Origin of the sequence: Haloferula sargassicola, from assembly GCF_040362925.1 — a bacterium.
Taxonomy (GTDB): Bacteria; Verrucomicrobiota; Verrucomicrobiia; order Verrucomicrobiales; family Akkermansiaceae; genus Haloferula; species Haloferula sargassicola.
Genome location: NZ_BAABRI010000004.1, coordinates 190,087 through 208,364, shown reverse-complemented (window position 1 = coordinate 208,364; position 18,278 = coordinate 190,087). Strand labels below are relative to the sequence as shown.

Below are 18,278 nucleotides of genomic sequence, written 5' to 3'. Positions count from 1 at the left end.
AGGCCGAAGTCGGACTTTTTCGACTGCGGTGCAACCCGAAAATTGAGGTTTTCGCGGCAAAGTGTGTCCTAAGGGTCGATCTTGATTCGGAAAATGGTCAAAATCCAAGAAAGAAGACCTTGAGTGCTGCCTATCGATCCGGGAAAAGATGCTTCCAAGCCGCAAACGCCTCGAGGATTTCCTCGGACTTGCGGGTCGGGGAGAGTTCCCAGGTCAGAGGGCAGCCTGCGGGGAAAAACGACAGAATCTGCTGGTAGTCGAGCTCCCCGGTGAAGGGCACGCGGTGGTCGCGGGCGGGCCATTGGACGTCGTGGACGTGGCCGCCGATCAGGTAGGGCCGCATGGTCTCCAGCCACTCGTGGTGATCGAGGAGCCCGAGGTTGTGCTTCAGCTGGACGTGGCCGAAATCGTGCCAGTAGCCGACGTTCGGGTGGTCCTTGAAGTGTTCCTGGAGGGCGATCATTTCCCGCTCCGTGGGCATGTCCTCGAAGCGCGAGCGCGATTCGATGGCCAGCAGCAGGTCGAGTTCCTTGGCCTGCTCGGCGATTTGCTCGAGGGCGGCGATCGCCCGCTGATAGTAGAGCGGCCCGAGCTTCTCGCGCTTCTTCACGAAGGCGATCCGCTCCTTGGCGAAGCGCGCGGTGTCGCGCTCGCCCTCGGCGACCATGGTGGTCAGGCGCTTGGTCCACTTCTTCGGACTCAACGGCACCGAGCCCATGTGCAGAACGACGTACTTCGCCTTGAACTGGGCGGCGAGATCGAGCGTGCGCTTGGTCATCTCCATCGCCCGCTGGCGGTCGAAGCCGCGGTGGGAGGTGTATTCGTAGGCGTCCGGCGCATCGATCATCACCTCCACCGGCGAAGGAAAGTAGTTGTGGACGCCGAGGCAGGTGAAACGCCCGTCCTCGAAGGCCTTCTTGATGCCGGGAAGCTTGGTGATCGTCATCCCGTGCGACAGCTCCAGCTCGCTGAAGCCGAGTTCGAGGATCTCATCGATCATCGCCTCGCCATCGGTGTGGCGGGAGTTGTTCCAGCAGGTCGAAAAGGCGGGCACGGCGGAGGCTATGCCTCCGAAGTTCCAAGTACCAAGGGCCAAGTTCCAAGGTGGAACGCGGGATGCGGGGGAATAGGTTCTTTGGGACCTATACGAGCTATGGAGAAGAGGCCCGTCAGTCCCCTGCGATGAGAAAAACGATCTCACCCTTCGGCGGATGGCTCTGGAAATGCGCCAGCAGCTCGGCGGCGGTGCCGCGGTGGTAGGTTTCGAACTTCTTGGTCAGCTCGCGGGCGACGCAGCAGCGGGCGTCCGGATGCGCTTTGGCGAGCACCTCGAGGGTCGAGATCAGGCGGTGCGGGGACTCGAAGAACAGGGTGGTGCCGTCGTTTTCCAAGGCCGCCTCCATCGCGGCGAGGCGCTTGCCCTTTTTCACCGAAAGGAAGCCGAGGAAATGGAAGGCGTGGCAGGGAAACCCCGAGCCGATCAGCGCCGTGAGCACGGCGGAAGGACCGGGCAGGACCTCGTAGTCGAGGCTCTCTTGTAGGCAGGCCTGGATGAGCCGGTAGCCGGGATCCGAAACGCCCGGCATGCCGGCATCGGACACCACGGCGATGGTTTCCCCGCCCCGGGCGGCGGCGACGAGTTCCGGGATCCGCCGCACTTCGTTGTGCTCATGGAGCGAAACGAGCGGCTTGCCGGCGATGCCGAGGTGCGCCAGCAGGGGCGCGGAGTGGCGGGTGTCCTCGCAGGCGATGCGGTCGGCGTTCTTGAGCGCCTCGATGGCCCGCAGGGTGATGTCGTCCCGGTTGCCGATGGGGGTGGGGACGAAGTGGATCATGGTGCCTGGTTCGAGGTTATGCGTGATGGCTTATTGGGGAAACAACGCCCAACGCCCAACGCGAACCTAATATCCGTTGGCGAGGCGGGAAACCATGGCTTCGCTGGCGCGCTGGAGCGCATCGGGCAGCGAGTTGTTGCGGGCGGTCTGGAGGTTGGAGTCCACGAAAAACCGCGACCAGCCGGAGGACGTGCCGGAGGCCAGCACTTGGTTCGGGTTGGCGGCATCGCGCAGCACCCAGGTGAGCGTGACCGTGTCCTGCAGCTCCAGCGGGCGCAGCGTGTCGAGGCGGGCCGAGCGGAGCTGGGCGTAGTCGATCTTGCTCACCGTGCCCTCCAGCACCGCGTCGGCCGAATCGCGGGTGCCGATGCGGTAGGTGCCGTCGTTGACGAAGGCCTCCGCCGCGGCGGAGGTCGCGAGGGCCTCGGCCCGGGGGAGCAGGGTGTCGTTGCGGAACATCGGCACGGCGATGGTTTTCACCGAGGCCAGCACGGCGGGCTTGGCGCCATCGACCGTGTAGCCGGCGCAGCCGGTGAGCGCCGCGGCGAGGACGAGGAGGGGAGCGAGGAAGCGCGTCATGGTCAGTTGCCGCCGAGGGCGGAAAGTCGGGCCTGGGCCTTGTCGTGGAGGTCGCCGGACTTCGCGCGGCGCACGACTTCCTTGTAGTAAAGGACGGCCGACGGGGTGTCGCCCTTCTTCTCGTAGAACTTGGCGATGTCGAAGGTGTTCTGGATGTCGCGGCCGCCGATGCTCGACAGCAGCTTGCGCGCCTGGGCGTTGCGCCGGTGGCCGGGCCACTGGCTCAGGTAGTCGCGGAAGGCCTCCTCGGCGCGGTCCAGGTTGGCCTGGTCCTGGTTGCCCTCGCGGGCCTCGGTGAGCAGCACCTCGCCGATCCGGAACTGCGCCTCGGGGGCCTCCGGGTAGTTCGAGTAGTCGATCACCACCTTGCGGAAGGCCTCCACGGACTCGGAGATCTTGCCGTCGCTGGCGTAGATGTCGCCGATCTTGTAGGCGGCCTTGGCGGCGGTGGCGGAGCGCGGGGCATTGGCGGCCACCTTCTGCAGCATTTCGATGATCTTCTTGCTCGGCAGGTTCGATTTCAGCCCGAGGAAGCTGGATTTGATCCCGCCGTCAGCAGCGGAAAAGGCCATCTCCCGCTGCCGGTCGAAGGCCTCGCGATAGAGTCCGCTGCCCTGGTAGCGGCTGATGACCGCCTGGTAGGCATCGAAGGCGTCCTCGGTTTCACCCATCTGGTCGAGCAGCTTGGCCTGGCGGAAGCGCGCCTCGGGGGCCTTCTGCGAGAGGGCGATCTTGTCGGCGATCTCGTCGTAGAGCTTGACGGCCTTCTTCGTCTTGCCGGCATTTTCCGCGGACTGCGCCTCGGCGAAGAGGGCCTCGGCGCGGCCGTTGTCGGATGATCCGGCGCTGACCATGGGCGGCAGGTTGGAATCGTCCGCGCAGGATGCCAGCAGGACGATGATCGGGAAAAGGGCGAGCCTCGAACGCATGGCGGGACGCTATAGAGGGCGGGCGGGGGGCGGAAAGCGAAAATCAGGACCGCCCGAGTTCCTGCGAGCGCCGGCTGGCGGCGGTCACCGCCTCGATCAACGCCGAGCGCAGCCCGCCGGCTTCCAGCGCGGCCAGCCCGGCGATGGTGGTGCCACCGGGCGAGGTCACCTGGTCCTTGAGCTGGCCGGGGTGGAGCCCGGTTTCCAGCACCATGGTCGCGGCCCCGCGCAGCGTGCGGGCGGCCAGCTCCAAGGCCACGTCCCGCGGCAGACCGGCGCGCACGCCGCCATCGGCCAGTGCCTCGATCATCAGGAAAACAAAGGCCGGCCCGCTGCCGGACAGGCCGGTCACGGCATCCAGGAGCTTTTCCGGCAGCGCGTGGGCGCTGCCGACCGCGCCGAGCAGTGACTGCGCCGCCTCACAGTCGGCCGGGGTCGCGTTGGCCGAGCAGGCGAAGCCCGCCGCGCCCTCGCCGACCAGGGCCGGCGTGTTCGGCATGCAGCGGACCAGCCGCCAGCCGTCCGGAGCATGGGCGGCGAGCCAGTCGAGGGTCAGCCCGGCCGCGATGGAGACCAGCAGGCCCTCCGGCGCAGCACTGGATTTCAGCGCGCCGAGCGCCTCGGCGGCGTGCTGGGGCTTGGTGCAGAGCAGCATGGTGTCGCAACCGGCCAGGTCCTCGATGGACTTGACCACCCTGCCGCCGGTGGCTTCGGCGAAGGCCTCGCGGGCCGCAGGGTGGGGGTCGAAGCCCGTCAGGGCCTCCGCCGTCACCGCGCCCGCGCGGACCGCTCCGCCGACCAGGGCGGTGCCCATTTTTCCACATCCGATGACTCCGAGCTTCATGGGCGGGAGGCTAGAGCGGCCTGCCGGCGGCGGGCGAGTGTTCATTTTGCTTGGAGCGGCGCGCGGCGGCCAGCATCGTGCGCCGCATGCGATACGGATGGCTGGCAGTACTGATGGCGGGAACGGGACTGACATGGGCACAGGCCACCCCGCCGAAGGCGGATCCGGCTCCGGCGGCGGAGGAAATCCCGGCCATGCCCGACGTGGCCGACCTCATTTCAGCCACGGTCGCCGCGCTGCCGGCGCCCACGTCCCCGCCGGTCAAGGGCGGGGTGAACATGACCGTCACCGCGCTCAACCCCGACGTCCAGCAATCGGTCCGCGACGGCATGACCTGCCTCCACACCGGCTGGGACTTCGAGGCCTACCGGCATTTCGTGAAGGCGCTGCAGCAGGATCCCGACTGCCTGATGGCGACCTGGGGCGTCGGCCTTTCGCTCCTCCACGGCAGCGATGACCTCTCCAAGCAGCGCGAGGCCGCCTTCAACCGCATGCTGGGGCTGGTCGATCTCGGCTACGGCACCGACCTCGAGCACCGCTATGTCTACGGGCTGTCCATGTTGGTGAAAGAAGGCGCGCAGGAGGCGGCCAACATTTTCGGCAAGGCCGCGGAGGAATACCCGAACGACCCCCAGCTGGTGCTGCTGCAGGCGCTGCTCGGCCGCGGCGGCTACGACATCACCGGCGATGCCACCCCGGATGAGGAGCGGGCGGAAAAGCAGGTCCGCGAGCTGATCGCGAAGCACCCCGACCAGTCGTATCTGAAATACGCCCTGCTGGCGATGCGGGCCGAGGCGCCCGACCTTTCGGGCGACCTCAAGATGGCCCGCTCGATCAGTGCGGAGTCGCCGCAGTTCGGCCCGTACTTTCACCTGCTCGGGCACTACGAGTGGCGCTGTGGAAACGCCGGACCGGCGCAGGCGGCCTTTGGCTGGGCCGGCGATGCCTACGCCACCTGGATGCGCGAGACCGGCCTCGGCCCGCTCGAATGCCCCGGCTGGACCAAGGCGGAGGTCTACCGCGCCGTGGCACTGGCCAGCAAGGGCGACTACGACACGGCCCTGGCTGCGGCGGAGGCGGTGTGCGCCGTCGAGGTGCCGCCGGACCGGGCCGAATCCGATGGCGGCCGGATGCTGCTGTGGGAGGGGAAAACCCTGCCCGCCCGGATTCTCATGCGTCGCAATGGTGCCGGCGACCTGAACAAAGCCAAGGAGAGTCTGCCTTCCATCGAGGAAACCAAGGGCCTGCGCGAGCACACGCTCGCCGTCTGGTCTTTCCAGGCGCACTCGACCGCGGTCGGCGCGCAGTTGGCGATGGAGGCCGGCCAGCCCGAGGCGGCCCGGCTTTTGATCGAGGACATGGCGCGCCTCGGCTCGAACTTCGTGCAGACCCGCAAGGTCGCCGCCGCCCGCGGCGAGCAATCGCACTGGATGCGCTGCTTCCAAGGCATGGAGATCATGACCAGCGAACTCAACGGCCTGCTGGCCCTGCGCGGGCCCGAGGAAGGCCGCGGCTCGGCCTACAACTGGTTCCTTTCCGCCCGCGACCGCCAGCGCCGGGCCTCGCTGATGATGCCGCCGATGGTGCTGCTGCCCATGGGCGTCCGGCTCAGCGACTACCTCTCGTCCGAGGGCGAATGGGACAAGGCGCTCGACGCGCTGGAGGAGGACTTGAAGACCTTTCCCAGCGACTACGAACTGCTCACCCGCCTGCAGCAGGTCGCCACCAAGGCCGGTAAGCCCGAGCGCGCCAAGGAGGCCGCGACGGCGTTGGAAAAACTGGAAGCGGAGTAAGCCCCGTCAGGCCGCGCGCACCGCGGCCTCGTCGATGCCGCGCATCGCGAAGATTTTGAAGATCGTGTCCTCGATCAGGTTGTTCGGGCACGAGGCCCCGGCGGTGATGCCGACCGTGACCGGCCCGTCGCCGAGGATGGCGGCGGGGTAGCCGCTGGTGACCTCCGACTTCTTGTGCAGGTCGTAGTGGATGACCTCCTCGAGGTCGCGCAGGCACGAGGCGTTGCGGATGAAAAAGGTCGGCAGCTCCTGCTCGGCGATCTCCACCAGGTGGGAGGTGTTCGAGCTGTTGTAGCCGCCCACGACCAGCATCAGGTCCATCGGCTTCTTCAGCATTTCGAACAAAGCGTCCTGTCGCTCCTGGGTGGCACCGCAGATGGTGTCGAAGACGATGAAGTTGGCGTCGTCGCCATCGCGCGTGATCACCGCCTTTTTCACCCGCCGCTGGATCTCTTCGGTCTCGCTTTTCAGCATCGTGGTCTGGTTCGCCACGCCGACGCGATGGAGGTGCTGGTCCGGATCGAAGCCCGGGGAGAGCGCGTTTTCGAAGCGGGCGAAGAAGGCCTCACGGTCGCCGCCCTCGCGGATGTAGCGGCAGAGGAAATCGGTGTCGTCGAGGGTCAGGACGACCACGTAATGGCCGGTGCCATCGTCACCCAGGGCACGCGAGGCGGTGGCCTGGGTTTCCTCGTGGCCGGCCTTGCCGTGGATGATCGAGGTCATGCCCTCCTTGGCGTAGGTGCGGACCCGCCGCCAGACCTTCATGACGTCGCCGCAGGTGGTATCGACCACGTAGCAGCCCAAGCTGGCGATCTTTTCCATGAAATGGGTGGGCGCGCCGAAGGCGGGCACGATCACGACATCGTCCTCGGTCAGGTCATCGTAATCGGCGCTCAGTTGCTTCCACGGCAGCGAAACGATGCCCATGTCGGCCAGTTGGCGGTTGACCTCGGGGTTGTGGATGATTTCCCCGATCAGGAAAATGCGCTGCTCGGGAAACACCTTGCGGGCCGCGTAGGCGAGGTCGATCGCCCGCTCGACGCCGTAGCAGAAGCCGAACTGCTGGGCCAGCCGTATGGTGGTGTTGCCGAGGGTCAGCGAGCCGCCGTGGGTCTTGATCTTTTCCACGATCGACGACCGGTAGTGGGCCTCTACTTCTTCGGTGACGACCTTCATGACGTCCGGGCGGCGGACGTTGACTCGCTTGCGTTTTTCTTTTCCGGCGGGCTCGGGCACGGAGGGACAAGAAAGTGGCAAGTGCCACGTGGCAAGTGGCAAGTCGGCTAGCTCCGCGCGGCGCGCACCGGCAGGGACAGCAGCGCGAACAGGACCAGGGCGATCATTTCCAGCCACACGATGTAAACCGGGTGCGGGCCGAGGCGGTCGAGCAGCGAGGGCGTGGTCGGCTTGGCGGCGAGGAAGCCGAAGTTGGTGCCGAGGAGCGAATTCGCGGTGATCGCCATGGCCACGTAGGCGTTGAGCCAGGCGAAGGCCTTCAGCGGTCCGCGCCACCAGGGGGCTTCGAGCCGCCAGCCATCCGCGGCGGGGAAATAGATGGCCGCGGCGATGATGGCGAAATGCTGGAGGAAAAACGCGAAGGCGATGGGGTGGGGCAGGGCGTAGTCGAGCGCCGGCGTGGCGATGCCCTGCAGGGTCCCGGCCAGTCCCCAGAAGTAGGTGAGCAGGATCAGCGTCGGCCGCCGGGTGATCAGCGCGAAGCCGGCGATGAACGAGGCCAGGTCGCAGAGGTGGAGCGGAACGATGTTGTCGAGCGCTGGCGGCGGATTGGCGCCCGTCCATGCCCACTGGGAAACGGCATAGCTGCCGAGGTTGGCAAACGCGAGCAGCGCCCGCGCCGAGCGTGCCGCGGACCCGCCGCGCCGGCCGATGGCGACGAGCGCGGCGATGATCGCAAACCCGGTCAGCGCGGTCAGGCCGTGCTGGGCGGAGAACGGGACGAAGCGGGCGGCGGTCACGCGGCCGAGCAAAGCAGGTCCCGGCCATCCGCCAAACCGAAACCACGGGCCTGCAGGATCCGACCGCCTCCGGTTCTCAGCGCGAGGCGCGGGGGATCAGGCCGTCGTTCTCCATGTTCTGGATCAGGTTCCGGTACATGTTTTCCTGAACTTCGGGAACCACCTTCTGCGGGCTGTTGAAGGGGGCGGCCACGATCATGGGAAGCCAGAACACGGTGGTCACACGGTCCTCGAGGACATACTGGTGGGATTGGCCCGAGGATGAGCGCGCCTTGGCGGTCAGCTTGTAGTGGTCGGTGGCGAAGCCGGGAATGGTGAACAGGGAAAAGCCGGTCAAAAAGCCGGAGGCCATCGCCGCCGGGCCGTTGCCGTGGTTGAGCATGTTCACGTCCACGTGGATGGCGCCGCCTTGTCCCTGGCGCACCGAAGAGAAGCGTCCGCTTCCGTTCATGCTGTCAACCAACGGACCGGCGGCCTCGGTCGCGACGGCGGCGGTGGAGGGAGTCTCGCGCCCCTTGATCAGCTCGTGGCTCGATTGCATCGAGTAGGTCAGTGGAACCTTCTTCACCCCCGTCGCCGACGTGTCGGCCACATGGGGGAGCTGGTTGCCGGGAAAGGTGGCGCAACTCGTCGCCAGCAGGGCGGTGGCGGAAACAACAACGGGAACCACGAATTTCATGAATGATGAGGTTAGATGATGGATGCTTCATCCCGATCATGGATGCCGACGGGGGATTCCATGAAATGTTAGAGAAGGAGCGTGTGCCTTGAAATGCTCCACCGATCCCCGTCGCGTCAACTCCCCATCGTGGAATCCTGCGCGGCGGGTTCCGCCCGGGGTGGCGGAGGGTGGAACATGCCGCATCTCCTCGCTTGCGGGACCGGGCCGGGGCTTTCCATGCTGCGGCCGTGAAACCGAAACGCCAGAGCCGCGAGGCCCGCGAGAACCGCCACGTCAAGCCGGCGACCGAAACCGTCGTGCCCTCGATGAGCGAGGACGAGCTGATGCGCATCGTTTCGGAAACCCCGGTGCCCTTCCTGCTGGTGCTCGATTGCGTGCAGGATCCGCACAACCTCGGCGCCATCCTGCGCACGGCCGACGGGGCGGGCGTCCATGCGGTGATCGCGCCGAAGGACAAGCAGGTGGCCATCACCGAGACCGTGCGCCGCGTCTCGGTCGGCGCGGCCGACCACGTCCCCTTCGTCCAGGTCACCAACCTGGCCCGCACCATGGAGCGGCTGAAGGACGCCGGCGTGTGGTTCGTCGGCACCTCCGATCACGCCGACAAGATGCTCTACGAACTCGATCTGAAAGGGCCGCTAGCCATCGTGATGGGCGCCGAGGAAAAGGGCATGCGCCGCCTCACCGAGGAGAACTGCGATTTCCTCGCCAAGCTGCCGATGGCGGGGCGGGTCGAGTGCCTCAACGTCTCCGTTTCCGCCGGCGTCTGCCTCTACGAAGCCGTGCGACAGCGCCTGTGATGAAAGAACCGGTCCGCATCCTGTCCGACCTGCATCTGGGCCATCCGGCTTCCAGGATTTCCTCGGCGGAGCAGCTCCGGCCGCTGCTGGAGGGCATGGGCACGGTGGTCTTCAACGGCGACACCTGGCAGGAGCTGGCCAGGGCCTTCCGACCGCGGGCGGAGGGCCTGCTCCGCGAGCTGGAAGCGCTTTGCGCGGAGCTGGGCGTGGAAACGGTGTTCCTTTCCGGCAACCATGATCCCGGCTGGCCGGGCAAGGGCTGGGTCGAGCTGGCGGAAGGCCGGGTAGTCATCACCCATGGCGATGCGGTCATGTGGGGCGGCTCGCCGTGGAGCCGCGAGGCCTTCGCGCGGCTCGAGCAGGTCAAGGCCCTGTGGGCCGAGCACCGCGCCGCGGAAACCGACGCCGGCGAGCGGCTCCAGCTCGCCCGCGAGATGGCGCTGGTGCTCAAGGCGCCTGCGATTCCAAAGGGTCGGTCGTTCCTCAAGCGCGCCATGGATGCGCTCAACCCACCCAAGCGCGCCTTCGAGATCCTGCGGGTGTGGTCGCAGCAGGCGGAGGAGGCCGCCCGCTTCGCGGAGCGATATTTTCCGCAGGCGGAAGTCATGGTGATCGGGCACTTCCACCACCACGGCATCTGGTCGCGGCGGGGAAAGGTGGTCGTCAACACCGGTGCCTTCGTCAACCCGCACGGCGCGCGCTGGCTGGAGTGGCGGGACGGACTGCTCTCCTGCGGCCGGGTGGTGGGAAAGGACGGCGGCTTCCGGGCTGGAGAGGCCGATCAGGTGTGGCGGCTCGGCTAACGAAACTCCGGGATCACTGTGCCAGCAGCCACGAGATGTGCGGCGTGTAGAGGTCGGGCTCGAGCAGGAAGGAGTCGTGCCCCTTGTCCGAGTGGACGGTGATGTGCATCACGTCCGCGCCGGCTTCGTGCAGGTGGCCGACGAGTTCGGCCTGTTCTTCCGGATAGAAGCAGAAGTCGGAGTCGATCGAGAACACGAGCCACTTCTGCCCATTCTCCGTGCAGCGGGAAAACAAGTCCTCCGGCGTTTCGGCGTCGCCTTCCCGAGCACCCTCGAATTTCGACCACAGGTCGATGATCCGCAGGTAGGTATTGGCGTCGAAGCGCTTGGTGAACTTCTTCCCCTGATGAAGCATGTAGCTCTGGAACTGGTCGCGCACCCGGTACCAGGCCAGGCTTTCCGTATCGTGCACCACGTCGCGGCGGGCGCGGCGCTCGAAGGTGTCGAGGTGGACGAAGGTTTTGTGCGAGATCATCCGCGCCAGCGCCAGACCGTAGTCGGGCCGACCGTTGTCATAGTAGTCGCCGCCATTGAAAAATGGGTCGTTCTCGATGGCCAGGATCTGCTCGAACAGGATCAGCCGGTTGAGAACGGTCGTCTTGTAGCCGGCGGCGATCGAGACCACCCGCGGCGCGCGTTCGGGGAAGCGGGTGGCGAAGACGAGGGCCACCAGGCCGCCGACCGAGGGGCCGACCACGGCGTGCAGCTTGCCGATGCCGAGGCGGTCGAGCAGGCGGGCGTGGATCTCGACCTGGTCGGCCGCGGTGAGGTGGGGAAATGTTGAACCGTAGGGTTTCCCGGTGCGCGGATCGATGGACGACGGCCCCGTCGAGCCGTAGCAGCCGCCAAGATAGTTGGCGCAGAGGACGAAATACTTGTCGGTATCGAGCGCCTTTCCGGGGCCGACGATGCCTTCCCACCAACCGTCGTGAAGTTCCTCCTGCCAGCGCTCGCCGATTTCGGGGATCTCGGGGTTGTGGCCGGCGGCGTGGTGACTGCCGGAGAGCGCATGGAAAAGCAGGATGGCATTCGAGCCATCGGCGTTCAGCTCGCCCCACGACTCGTAGGCCAGCGTGGCTTCGGGCAGTTCGCCGCCCTCACGAAGGCGCAGCGGGGCGTCATCGCGGAAGGTTTCGAAGCGGGTGGTGACTTTGGACACGGGAGGGCGTGTCTAGTGGCGGATGTTCCAAGTTCCAAGTGCCAAGTGCGCTGCCGGCGAGTGGAACCGTGACCCGGGAGTTTGAACCGCAGATGAACGGGCATGGAAAAAACGGGAGTGGTGGATTTGCACCCGCTACCGCTGCCCCGGCGGTCCGTTGCCGAAATCGACGTTCGACGGATTTGGATTCGGCGGGATGAACATCGGCTCGGCTTTTGGCAGGCCGAGATGTCCACGCAGGATCTGGCGGACCTCATCAATGCCTTGGGCGCTCTGGTGGCCGCTATGCCACGTCGGAACGATGCGCTCGCTCTCTGCGCCTTCGAGGTGGGCGCTCCAGTAGGCCACCACGCCATCGCTGGAGTTCGGCGTGTTGCCGCGACCCAGGTCGCCGATGATGCTGTGATAGGGCACGCCCGGATCGATCGGCAGCTTGTCGACCGCGCGGATGAAGCGACTCTTCGGCGAAAGGGTGTCGATGCTGTTCGGCACGTGGTCGAGCACCAGGCCGGACGGGTCGTTGGTCACGATGCTCACGGCGGAATCGCGCATGTCCGCGAGGAAGGTGGGCAGCTTCACCAGCCGCGAGCCCAGCCGGCCGATCCAGTTCGAGGCCAGCTCGGAGCCCCGATGCGGCGTGTTGATGAAAATCGCACGGGCGATGTCCGTCCTTTCGTGAAACACCAGCGCCTCCTCCAGAATGCGCCGGCTTTCCCCGTGGACGCCCGTCCGTTCCGGCGGCTTCCCGAAGTAGGCGCACCAGATCGAGTCGCCGGCATCGGTGATCATCAGCCGCGAAAGCAGCCCGCCCATGCTGTGGCCGACGATCACGATATCTCGGTGGCCGGGGCACTCGCGCTGCATCCGGTCCAGCTCGCGGCGGAGCAGCGCGGCCGACCACGGATAGGGGTAGCCGCTGGGATAGCTGAAGACCCAGAACTGGCAGCGTTTCCTTAACTCCGGATCGGCCATCAGGTTGTAATACATCGGCGCGAAGGTCGCCGGCGTGTCCTGCAGCCCGTGGACGAGCAGGACGGGCACGCGGTCGGGATCGTACGGTTGGATGCGCGTGATCCGGGCGGTGTCCGAAAAGCGGTCGGCCCGCAGCAGGCGGATCAGCCCGAACTTGTCGATGCGGGTGGCGCTCAGCGCGAAGGAGGTGTTCGACACGTAATCGGCGGCGAGCGGCAGCGTGCGACCGCCGAGGCGGACGGACTCGGTGTGGTAGGGATCGAGCAGGTCGAGCAGCGCGCGGTCGCCCTCGAAGCGCACCAGGGCGGTCAGCGTCTTCGCCTTCACGTCGCCCGGGATGGGGCCGGTGAAATCCAGCGAGCCCTCGGGATGACTCACCAAGGTCGAGCCGATGCCGGGCTGGAGGTTCGGGCGAGTCGAGTACTTGCCGGTGAACTCGATCGAATCGGTCGGCAGGAAATCGTAGCCGCCCACCCGGAACGCGCATTTTGGGTCGCCCGAAAGCGTGCGGGTGCCATCGTTTCCCGCCACCGCGATGGTGGTGCCCCAGGGCTGGAGGTCGTCCTTTTCCAGCCGCTCGATCAAGCGGCCGGTGAGGAAATTGTATTCGGGGATGGCGGTGTCGTTGCCCGAAACGATGGCATCGTGGGCGCGGCGGAGGTCGGCGAGCAGCTCGTCGAGAGTTTCCGCTCGCGCTGCGTGCTGGAGGTGGTTGGCCGGCACCGCGCTGGCGGCGGGCGGGATCGGCTCGACCTTTCGCATGGCGATCGGGGCCACGCAGGAAGTGAAGGCAAGGGCGAGCGGAAGAAGGCGTTTCACGGCTGGGCCGCGGGTTTACCGTGCCCGGCGCGGGGGAGGCGAGCCAAAGCTCCTGACACTCTGGTTGTGGAATAGGTATCTTCTGCCCGATGTCGGGACGACGTGCAGCTGGTGGCGGGCATGTTGGGTGAATCATGAATGGGCAGCCATTCGCGTGGAGGCCTTTAAGCTAGGTTTTCCAACTTGACGACCTGCGGCGTGGAGGGATCAGTGGGCCCACCATGAGTCGGATCGTCGCCATGTGCCTGATCTTCCTGCTGGGGCTTTTCGCCCCGGCGGCGGGAGGATCGGTGCGGGTGTGTGTTGCCTCGTGGATGGTGGCGTCCGTCGACGACGACTGCTGCTCCAACTGCGGATCCGATCATGGCGAGCACGCGCCGTGCTGTGTGGAACTCGCGAAGCTCCCGGATGCCCAGCCGCCCGCGCCGATGCCGGTCCCGCCGGACGTCCCGGTGCTGGAGCTGGACTGGCAGCCGGTGGTGGTGCTTCGGGAAACGATCGAGGTGCCGCAATCGGTTGACCGGCCTTGCCCGATCCGCGGGCCGACCTCGGACAGCGCGCGACGATCCTTGTTGGCGATCTGGAGACTCTGAAGCCGGGCGGTTTCCGTCCCGCTTCGTCGCGCCCTCCCGGCGCGATTCGCGCATCCGTTCGGATGCCCCGTGTCTCCATGGTTGCCCTGAATGAATCCATCACTCCATGACCTCCGGCGTGCGCCGGAGTCTTCTCCTCCTTCCGTCCGAAAACGCCGGCTGCCGGCCTGGCTGATCCCCGCCGGGATCGCTCTCGGTTTCGCGCTCCTTTTTCTCGCCCTGTTCCGCGATCGCATCCTGCCGGCCACGGAGGTCGAGGTCGCGGTGGTGCTCGCCACGCCGGCTGACGCCGAAAAAGCGCACCCGTCCGATCAGATTTCCGCCCTGGCCGCCGACGGGCCGATGGCTTTCCAGGCGAGCGGTTGGGTCGAGCCGGACCCCCTGCCGATCAAGGCCACCGCGCTGGTTGCCGGCGTGATTTCCGAAGTGCATGTGCTCGAAGGCGAAGCCGTCGACAAGGATCAGCCGCTGGCCAACCTGATCCGCGAGGACTTCGAACTCGATCTCCGCCATGCCCGCCAGGCGCTCCGCACCAAGGAGGCCGGGTTCGCCGCGCAGGCCGAGTCGATCGAGTCCGCCCGCCGCGAGGTGGTCGCCGCGGAAGCCGAGGGCGAGGCCGTACAGGCCCTGATCGAGGAAACCGGCGACCGGGCGGGCCGGATCGAAGGCTTGTCGCGCGGAGCGATCGCCGAGGCCGAGGCGGTGGCGATCCGCAGTGCCGACCGCAAGGCCAGGGCGGCCGCCGTGGCGGCGCAGGCCGCGGTCGAGCGGGCGCAGGCGGAAGTGAAGCGGCTCGAGGCGCAGCGCGAGGTGCTCGCCGCGGAGGTCGAAGCCGCGAAGGTCGACGTCGAACGTGCCGAGCTGGCACTTTCCCGAACCGAGATCCGCGCCCCGCAAGCGGGACGGGTGCTGCGCCTGCTCGCCGCGCCGGGCCAGAAGAAGATGCTCGCGATGGATGATCCGGACAGCGCCACGGTGGCGATTCTTTTCGACCCGCAGCACCTGCAGGTCCGCGTGGACGTCCCGCTGGCCGATGCCGCCGGCCTGCAGATCGGCCAGCCGGCGCGGATCCGCTGCAGCCTGCTGCCCGACACGGTGTTCCACGGCGAGGTGACCCGCATCACCGGCGAGGCCGACCTGCAACGGAACACGCTGCAGGCCAAGGTGAGGATCGATGACCCGAGCGACCAACTGCGGCCGGAAATGCTCTGCCGCGTCGAGTTCCTCGAAACCCCGAGGGCCGGCGGTGCCGCGACCCCCGTCAGCGCCGGCACGCTGGCGACGTGGATTCCCGAGGCCGCCCTCGCCGGCGAGACCGCGTGGGTCTGCGATCCCGAAACGAAGCGGGTCTCAGCTCGAAACGTCACGCCCGGCGGCAACACGCGCGAGGGCTACGTCGAGATCGCTGAAGGCCTCCGCCCCGGCGAGTGGGTCGTCGTTTCTCCTCCCGAACTCCGCGACGACCAGCGCGTGAACCCCACCCAGATCCAGCCATGAACGACCTGATGATCCAATGCCGCGGGCTCTCGAAGAGCTACCGCAAGGGCGCCACGGTGGTGACCCCGCTCGAAGCGCTCGACCTCGATGTGCCGAAGGGCGAGTTCCTCGCCTTGATGGGTCCGTCGGGTTCCGGGAAAACCACGCTGCTCAACCTGCTGTCGGGCATCGACTCGCCGACCCAGGGATCGCTGGTGATCGCCGGCGAGGAAGTCGCCAGCCTGTCGCGCCGCCAGCTCACCGCGTGGCGGGCGAGGCACATCGGCTACATCTTCCAGCTCTATCACCTCGTCCCGGTGCTGACCGCCTTCGAGAACGTGGAGCTGCCGCTGCTGCTCTCCGACCTTTCGAAAAAGGAGCGCCACGACCGTGTTTCGGCCGCGCTGGAGCTGGTCGGGCTGGGCGACCGCATCCACCACACGCCCACCGAGCTTTCCGGCGGTCAGGAGCAGCGGGTGGCGATCGCCCGCGCGATCGTCGCCGACCCGCCGCTGCTCGTCGCCGACGAACCGACCGGCGACCTCGACCGCGCCGCGGCCACCCGCATCCTCGACCTGCTGCGCGGGCTGACCCGCGACCATGGCAAGACGATCGTGATGGTCACCCACGATGCCAAGGCGGCGGCCGCCGCCGACCGCACGCTCCACCTCGAAAAGGGCCAACTCCTCGAGAACGCATGCGACGTTTCCTGAATCTACTACGTTTGTCGTGGTTGCAGCTCGTGCGCCATCGCGTGCGCTCGTTGCTGACCGTGCTCGGCGTGGCCTCGGGGATGTTCCTTTTCACCGCGGTGGAAACGCTGCAGCGCTCGCTGGCGCGGGCGACCGAGGCGACGGCGGCCGACACCATGCTGGTGGTCTATCGCGAGAACCGCTTCTGCCCCTCGACCAGCCGCCTGCCCGAGCACTATGCCGACGAAATCCGCCGCATCGACGGCGTGCGCGAGGTGATTCCGGTGCAAGTGGTGGTGAACAACTGCGGTGCCTCGCTTGACGTGGTCACCTTCCGCGGCGTGCCGGCCGATCAGCTCACACGCTTCGCGCCGGAGATCGAGATCATCGAGGGCAGCGAGGAGGAGTGGCTGAAGCGTGACGACGGCGCCCTGCTCGGCGAGGTCTTCGCCCAGCGGCGCGGGCTTTCACCGGGCGACCGCTTCGACGCCGCCGGGGTCACCGTCACCGTTTCCGGCGTGCTGCGCTCGCCGCACCCGCAGGACAACAACGTGGCCTACGTGAAGCTGCCGTTTCTCCAGCAGGCATCGCGCGCCGGGCTCGGCGTGGTCACGCAGTTCAATGTCCGGGTCGGATCCGCCGACGACCTCAAGCGCGTGTCGGAGTCGATCGACGAACTCTTTCGCTCCGCGCAGGAGCCGACTGACACGCGGCCGGAAAAGGCCTTCTTCGCCGAGACCGCGAAGGAACTGGTCGAGTTGATCGGCTTCACCCGCTGGCTCGGCATCGGCGCGGTGGTCGCCGTCGCGGCCCTCGTCGCCAACGCGCTGCTGCTCGTCGTCCGCGGCCGGGTGAAGGAAAACGCGGTGCTGCGCACGCTCGGCTATCCGGGCCGGTCGATCGCCACCCTGGTCGTCAGCGAGGGCGGCATGCTCGGCCTGGCGGGTGGCCTCGCCGGGGTGGGGCTGGCCGCGGCCTTCCTGCGCTGGCAGAGCTTCACCATGGGAAACGAAGGCCAGACCCTGGCCATCCAGCCGGACCTGGCGGTGGTCGTCGTCGGCACCGCAGCCGGACTGCTGCTCGGGATCCTCGCCTCGCTGTGGCCGGCCTTCCAGGCCATCCGCCAGCCCATCGTCCACAGTCTCCGTCACTAAGCTCATGCTTCCCTTCAGCTACGCCGCCCGGAACCTGTTCCGCTCGAAGTCCCGCCTGCTCCAGACGATCGGCGGCAGCGCGCTGGTCGTGCTGCTGGTGATGGCCGCGGTGGCGATCAACCAGGGCATGAACGAGGTGCTCTCCGCGTCCGGTTCGCCGCGCAACGTGATCCTCGTCGGCAGCGGCTCGGAGGAGAGCGTGCAGCGCAGCGAAGTGCCGGAACAGGTAGCCGGGATCGCCGCGGCGAGCGTGCCGGGGATTTCCGAAAACCTCGGCGTGCGCGCGGTGTCCGGGGAAATCCACTACATGAACTACCTCGACCTGCCCGGCGGCCAACGCAGCCAGGCGCTGGTCCGCGGCGTGGCCCCCGAGGCGCTGCGGGTCCATCCCGAGGTGCGGATGATAGAGGGCCGCTTCCCGCGGGCGGGAGAGGTGATGATCGGACGCCTGGCCTGGCGGAAACTCGGCGTGCCGGAGGGCAGCCTGCCGCTCGGCCGGCGGCTCGTGCTCAACGGGCAGGAGCTGACCATCGCCGGCAAGTTCGCCGCGCCCGGCACCGTGCTGGAGTCCGAGGTGTGGGCGACGCTCGGCGACCTTCGGGTGCTCGCCCAGCGCGACTCCTTGTCCTGCGTGGTGCTGCGGCTCGACGATCCGGCCGATTTTTCCGAGGCCGACCTGTTCGCCAAGCAGCGGCTCGACCTCGAGCTCACCGCGCTGCGCGAGAGCGACTACTACGGTCGCCTGAGTTCCTTCTTCGGCCCGCTGCGGGCGATGATCTGGGTCACCGCTGGGCTGATCGGCGCGGGCGCGCTTTTCGGCGGGGTCAACACGCTCTACGCGGCCTTCGCCTCGCGGGTGCGGGAAATGGGCACGCTGCAGGCGATCGGTTTCGGCCGCGCCACGCTGCTCTGGAGCCTGGTGCAGGAAAGCACGCTCGCCTGCCTGACCGGCGCGCTGCTCGCCTCGGCGGTGGCGGTGCTGCTGCTCGACGGGCGCACGGTGCCGTTCTCGATTGGAGCCTTCACCGTGGATATCGGCCCGGGTGTCGCGCTGACCGGCATCGCGACCGGTCTGTTCCTCGGCATCCTCGGCGCCATCCCGCCCGCCATCCGCTGCCTGCGACCGCCGCTGCCGACCGCTCTCCGCATGTCCTGAAACCATCCACTCCAAC

18 protein-coding genes are annotated in these 18,278 nt (G+C 67.3%); 8 read left to right on the top strand and 10 right to left on the bottom strand.

The annotated features are described in order from the left end of the window. Positions 1-130: 130 nt before the first annotated feature. From ABXH26_RS04870 to proC, 5 genes are all read right to left on the bottom strand, one after another. Entirely contained in the window at positions 131-1,054 is a 924-nt protein-coding gene (locus ABXH26_RS04870; RefSeq protein WP_353565921.1) for a sugar phosphate isomerase/epimerase family protein, read from the bottom strand. A gap of 115 nt (positions 1,055-1,169) precedes the next feature. Next, positions 1,170-1,835 carry a 16S rRNA (cytidine(1402)-2'-O)-methyltransferase gene (gene rsmI / locus ABXH26_RS04865; protein WP_353565920.1) on the bottom strand — a complete coding sequence of 222 codons (666 nt, stop codon included), beginning with the start codon at positions 1,833-1,835 and terminating at the stop codon, positions 1,170-1,172. Positions 1,836-1,901: 66 nt separating this feature from the next. Next, positions 1,902-2,414: an LPS assembly lipoprotein LptE gene (gene lptE / locus ABXH26_RS04860; protein WP_353565919.1), complete on the bottom strand. Its 513-nt coding sequence runs from the start codon at positions 2,412-2,414 to the stop codon at positions 1,902-1,904. Between the two features lie 2 nt (positions 2,415-2,416). Next, entirely contained in the window at positions 2,417-3,343 is a 927-nt protein-coding gene (locus ABXH26_RS04855; RefSeq protein WP_353565918.1) for a tetratricopeptide repeat protein, read from the bottom strand. Between the two features lie 43 nt (positions 3,344-3,386). Further along, positions 3,387-4,187 carry a pyrroline-5-carboxylate reductase gene (gene proC, locus ABXH26_RS04850; RefSeq protein WP_353565917.1) on the bottom strand — a complete coding sequence of 267 codons (801 nt, stop codon included), beginning with the start codon at positions 4,185-4,187 and terminating at the stop codon, positions 3,387-3,389. An 86-nt stretch (positions 4,188-4,273) separates the two neighbouring features. Here proC and ABXH26_RS04845 point away from each other — a divergent pair, with 86 nt between their 5' ends. Further along, positions 4,274-5,980, top strand: coding sequence for a hypothetical protein (locus ABXH26_RS04845; RefSeq protein ID WP_353565916.1), 1,707 nt, complete (start codon positions 4,274-4,276; stop codon positions 5,978-5,980). Positions 5,981-5,986: 6 nt separating this feature from the next. On the opposite strand, the gene ABXH26_RS04840 is transcribed toward ABXH26_RS04845, so the two are convergent. The 3 genes from ABXH26_RS04840 to ABXH26_RS04830 all read right to left on the bottom strand — a co-directional run bounded on the left by ABXH26_RS04840 (position 5,987) and on the right by ABXH26_RS04830 (position 8,635). Beyond that, positions 5,987-7,216, bottom strand: a complete 1,230-nt coding sequence (locus tag ABXH26_RS04840) for a 4-hydroxy-3-methylbut-2-enyl diphosphate reductase (RefSeq protein WP_353565915.1) — start codon at positions 7,214-7,216, stop codon at positions 5,987-5,989. A gap of 47 nt (positions 7,217-7,263) precedes the next feature. Further along, entirely contained in the window at positions 7,264-7,956 is a 693-nt protein-coding gene (locus ABXH26_RS04835; RefSeq protein WP_353565914.1) for a YwaF family protein, read from the bottom strand. Between the two features lie 76 nt (positions 7,957-8,032). Further along, entirely contained in the window at positions 8,033-8,635 is a 603-nt protein-coding gene (locus ABXH26_RS04830) for a hypothetical protein (RefSeq protein ID WP_353565913.1), read from the bottom strand. Positions 8,636-8,865: 230 nt separating this feature from the next. Here ABXH26_RS04830 and rlmB point away from each other — a divergent pair, with 230 nt between their 5' ends. Beyond that, positions 8,866-9,438, top strand: coding sequence for a 23S rRNA (guanosine(2251)-2'-O)-methyltransferase RlmB (gene rlmB / locus ABXH26_RS04825; protein WP_353565912.1), 573 nt, complete (start codon positions 8,866-8,868; stop codon positions 9,436-9,438). Continuing rightward, positions 9,438-10,241 (top strand): hypothetical protein, encoded by an 804-nt coding sequence (locus tag ABXH26_RS04820; RefSeq protein WP_353565911.1) that lies wholly within the window; start codon positions 9,438-9,440, stop codon positions 10,239-10,241. The genes rlmB and ABXH26_RS04820 overlap by 1 nt, the downstream gene beginning before the upstream one ends. A 13-nt stretch (positions 10,242-10,254) precedes the next feature. Here ABXH26_RS04820 and metX read toward each other — a convergent pair whose 3' ends face one another. Together metX and ABXH26_RS04810 are read right to left on the bottom strand one after the other, a co-directional pair. After that, on the bottom strand, positions 10,255-11,400 hold the full coding sequence (gene metX / locus ABXH26_RS04815) for a homoserine O-acetyltransferase MetX (protein ID WP_353565910.1): 1,146 nt from the start codon (positions 11,398-11,400) through the stop codon (positions 10,255-10,257). Between the two features lie 135 nt (positions 11,401-11,535). Further along, the gene (locus ABXH26_RS04810; RefSeq protein WP_353565909.1) at positions 11,536-13,191 is read right to left on the bottom strand and encodes an esterase/lipase family protein; all 1,656 of its coding nucleotides are present in this window, start codon (positions 13,189-13,191) and stop codon (positions 11,536-11,538) included. Between the two features lie 221 nt (positions 13,192-13,412). Here ABXH26_RS04810 and ABXH26_RS04805 point away from each other — a divergent pair, with 221 nt between their 5' ends. The 5 genes from ABXH26_RS04805 to ABXH26_RS04785 all read left to right on the top strand — a co-directional run bounded on the left by ABXH26_RS04805 (position 13,413) and on the right by ABXH26_RS04785 (position 18,262). Continuing rightward, on the top strand, positions 13,413-13,784 hold the full coding sequence (locus ABXH26_RS04805; RefSeq protein ID WP_353565908.1) for a hypothetical protein: 372 nt from the start codon (positions 13,413-13,415) through the stop codon (positions 13,782-13,784). Positions 13,785-13,874: 90 nt separating this feature from the next. Next, positions 13,875-15,281 (top strand): efflux RND transporter periplasmic adaptor subunit, encoded by a 1,407-nt coding sequence (locus ABXH26_RS04800; RefSeq protein ID WP_353565907.1) that lies wholly within the window; start codon positions 13,875-13,877, stop codon positions 15,279-15,281. Continuing rightward, positions 15,278-15,973 (top strand): ABC transporter ATP-binding protein, encoded by a 696-nt coding sequence (locus tag ABXH26_RS04795; protein ID WP_353565906.1) that lies wholly within the window; start codon positions 15,278-15,280, stop codon positions 15,971-15,973. Before ABXH26_RS04800 ends, ABXH26_RS04795 begins: the two co-directional genes overlap by 4 nt. Then, positions 15,958-17,106 carry an ABC transporter permease gene (locus tag ABXH26_RS04790; protein WP_353565905.1) on the top strand — a complete coding sequence of 383 codons (1,149 nt, stop codon included), beginning with the start codon at positions 15,958-15,960 and terminating at the stop codon, positions 17,104-17,106. The genes ABXH26_RS04795 and ABXH26_RS04790 overlap by 16 nt, the downstream gene beginning before the upstream one ends. Before the next feature lie 4 nt (positions 17,107-17,110). Continuing rightward, on the top strand, positions 17,111-18,262 hold the full coding sequence (locus ABXH26_RS04785) for an ABC transporter permease (RefSeq protein WP_353565904.1): 1,152 nt from the start codon (positions 17,111-17,113) through the stop codon (positions 18,260-18,262). Positions 18,263-18,278 lie beyond the last annotated feature (16 nt).

Excerpts from the sequence above, each read along its gene's own strand:
- ABXH26_RS04805 (WP_353565908.1), top strand. The coding sequence starts at position 13,413 with ATGAGTCGGATCGTCGCCATGTGCCTGATCTTCCTGCTGGGGCTTTTC.
- ABXH26_RS04855 (WP_353565918.1), bottom strand. The coding sequence starts at position 3,343 with ATGCGTTCGAGGCTCGCCCTTTTCCCGATCATCGTCCTGCTGGCATCC.
- ABXH26_RS04785 (WP_353565904.1), top strand. The coding sequence starts at position 17,111 with ATGCTTCCCTTCAGCTACGCCGCCCGGAACCTGTTCCGCTCGAAGTCC.
- proC (WP_353565917.1), bottom strand. The coding sequence starts at position 4,187 with ATGAAGCTCGGAGTCATCGGATGTGGAAAAATGGGCACCGCCCTGGTC.
- ABXH26_RS04800 (WP_353565907.1), top strand. The coding sequence starts at position 13,875 with ATGAATCCATCACTCCATGACCTCCGGCGTGCGCCGGAGTCTTCTCCT.
- ABXH26_RS04820 (WP_353565911.1), top strand. The coding sequence starts at position 9,438 with ATGAAAGAACCGGTCCGCATCCTGTCCGACCTGCATCTGGGCCATCCG.
- lptE (WP_353565919.1), bottom strand. The coding sequence starts at position 2,414 with ATGACGCGCTTCCTCGCTCCCCTCCTCGTCCTCGCCGCGGCGCTCACC.
- ABXH26_RS04845 (WP_353565916.1), top strand. The coding sequence starts at position 4,274 with ATGCGATACGGATGGCTGGCAGTACTGATGGCGGGAACGGGACTGACA.
- ABXH26_RS04830 (WP_353565913.1), bottom strand. The coding sequence starts at position 8,635 with ATGAAATTCGTGGTTCCCGTTGTTGTTTCCGCCACCGCCCTGCTGGCG.
- ABXH26_RS04795 (WP_353565906.1), top strand. The coding sequence starts at position 15,278 with ATGAACGACCTGATGATCCAATGCCGCGGGCTCTCGAAGAGCTACCGC.
- ABXH26_RS04790 (WP_353565905.1), top strand. The coding sequence starts at position 15,958 with ATGCGACGTTTCCTGAATCTACTACGTTTGTCGTGGTTGCAGCTCGTG.
- rsmI (WP_353565920.1), bottom strand. The coding sequence starts at position 1,835 with ATGATCCACTTCGTCCCCACCCCCATCGGCAACCGGGACGACATCACC.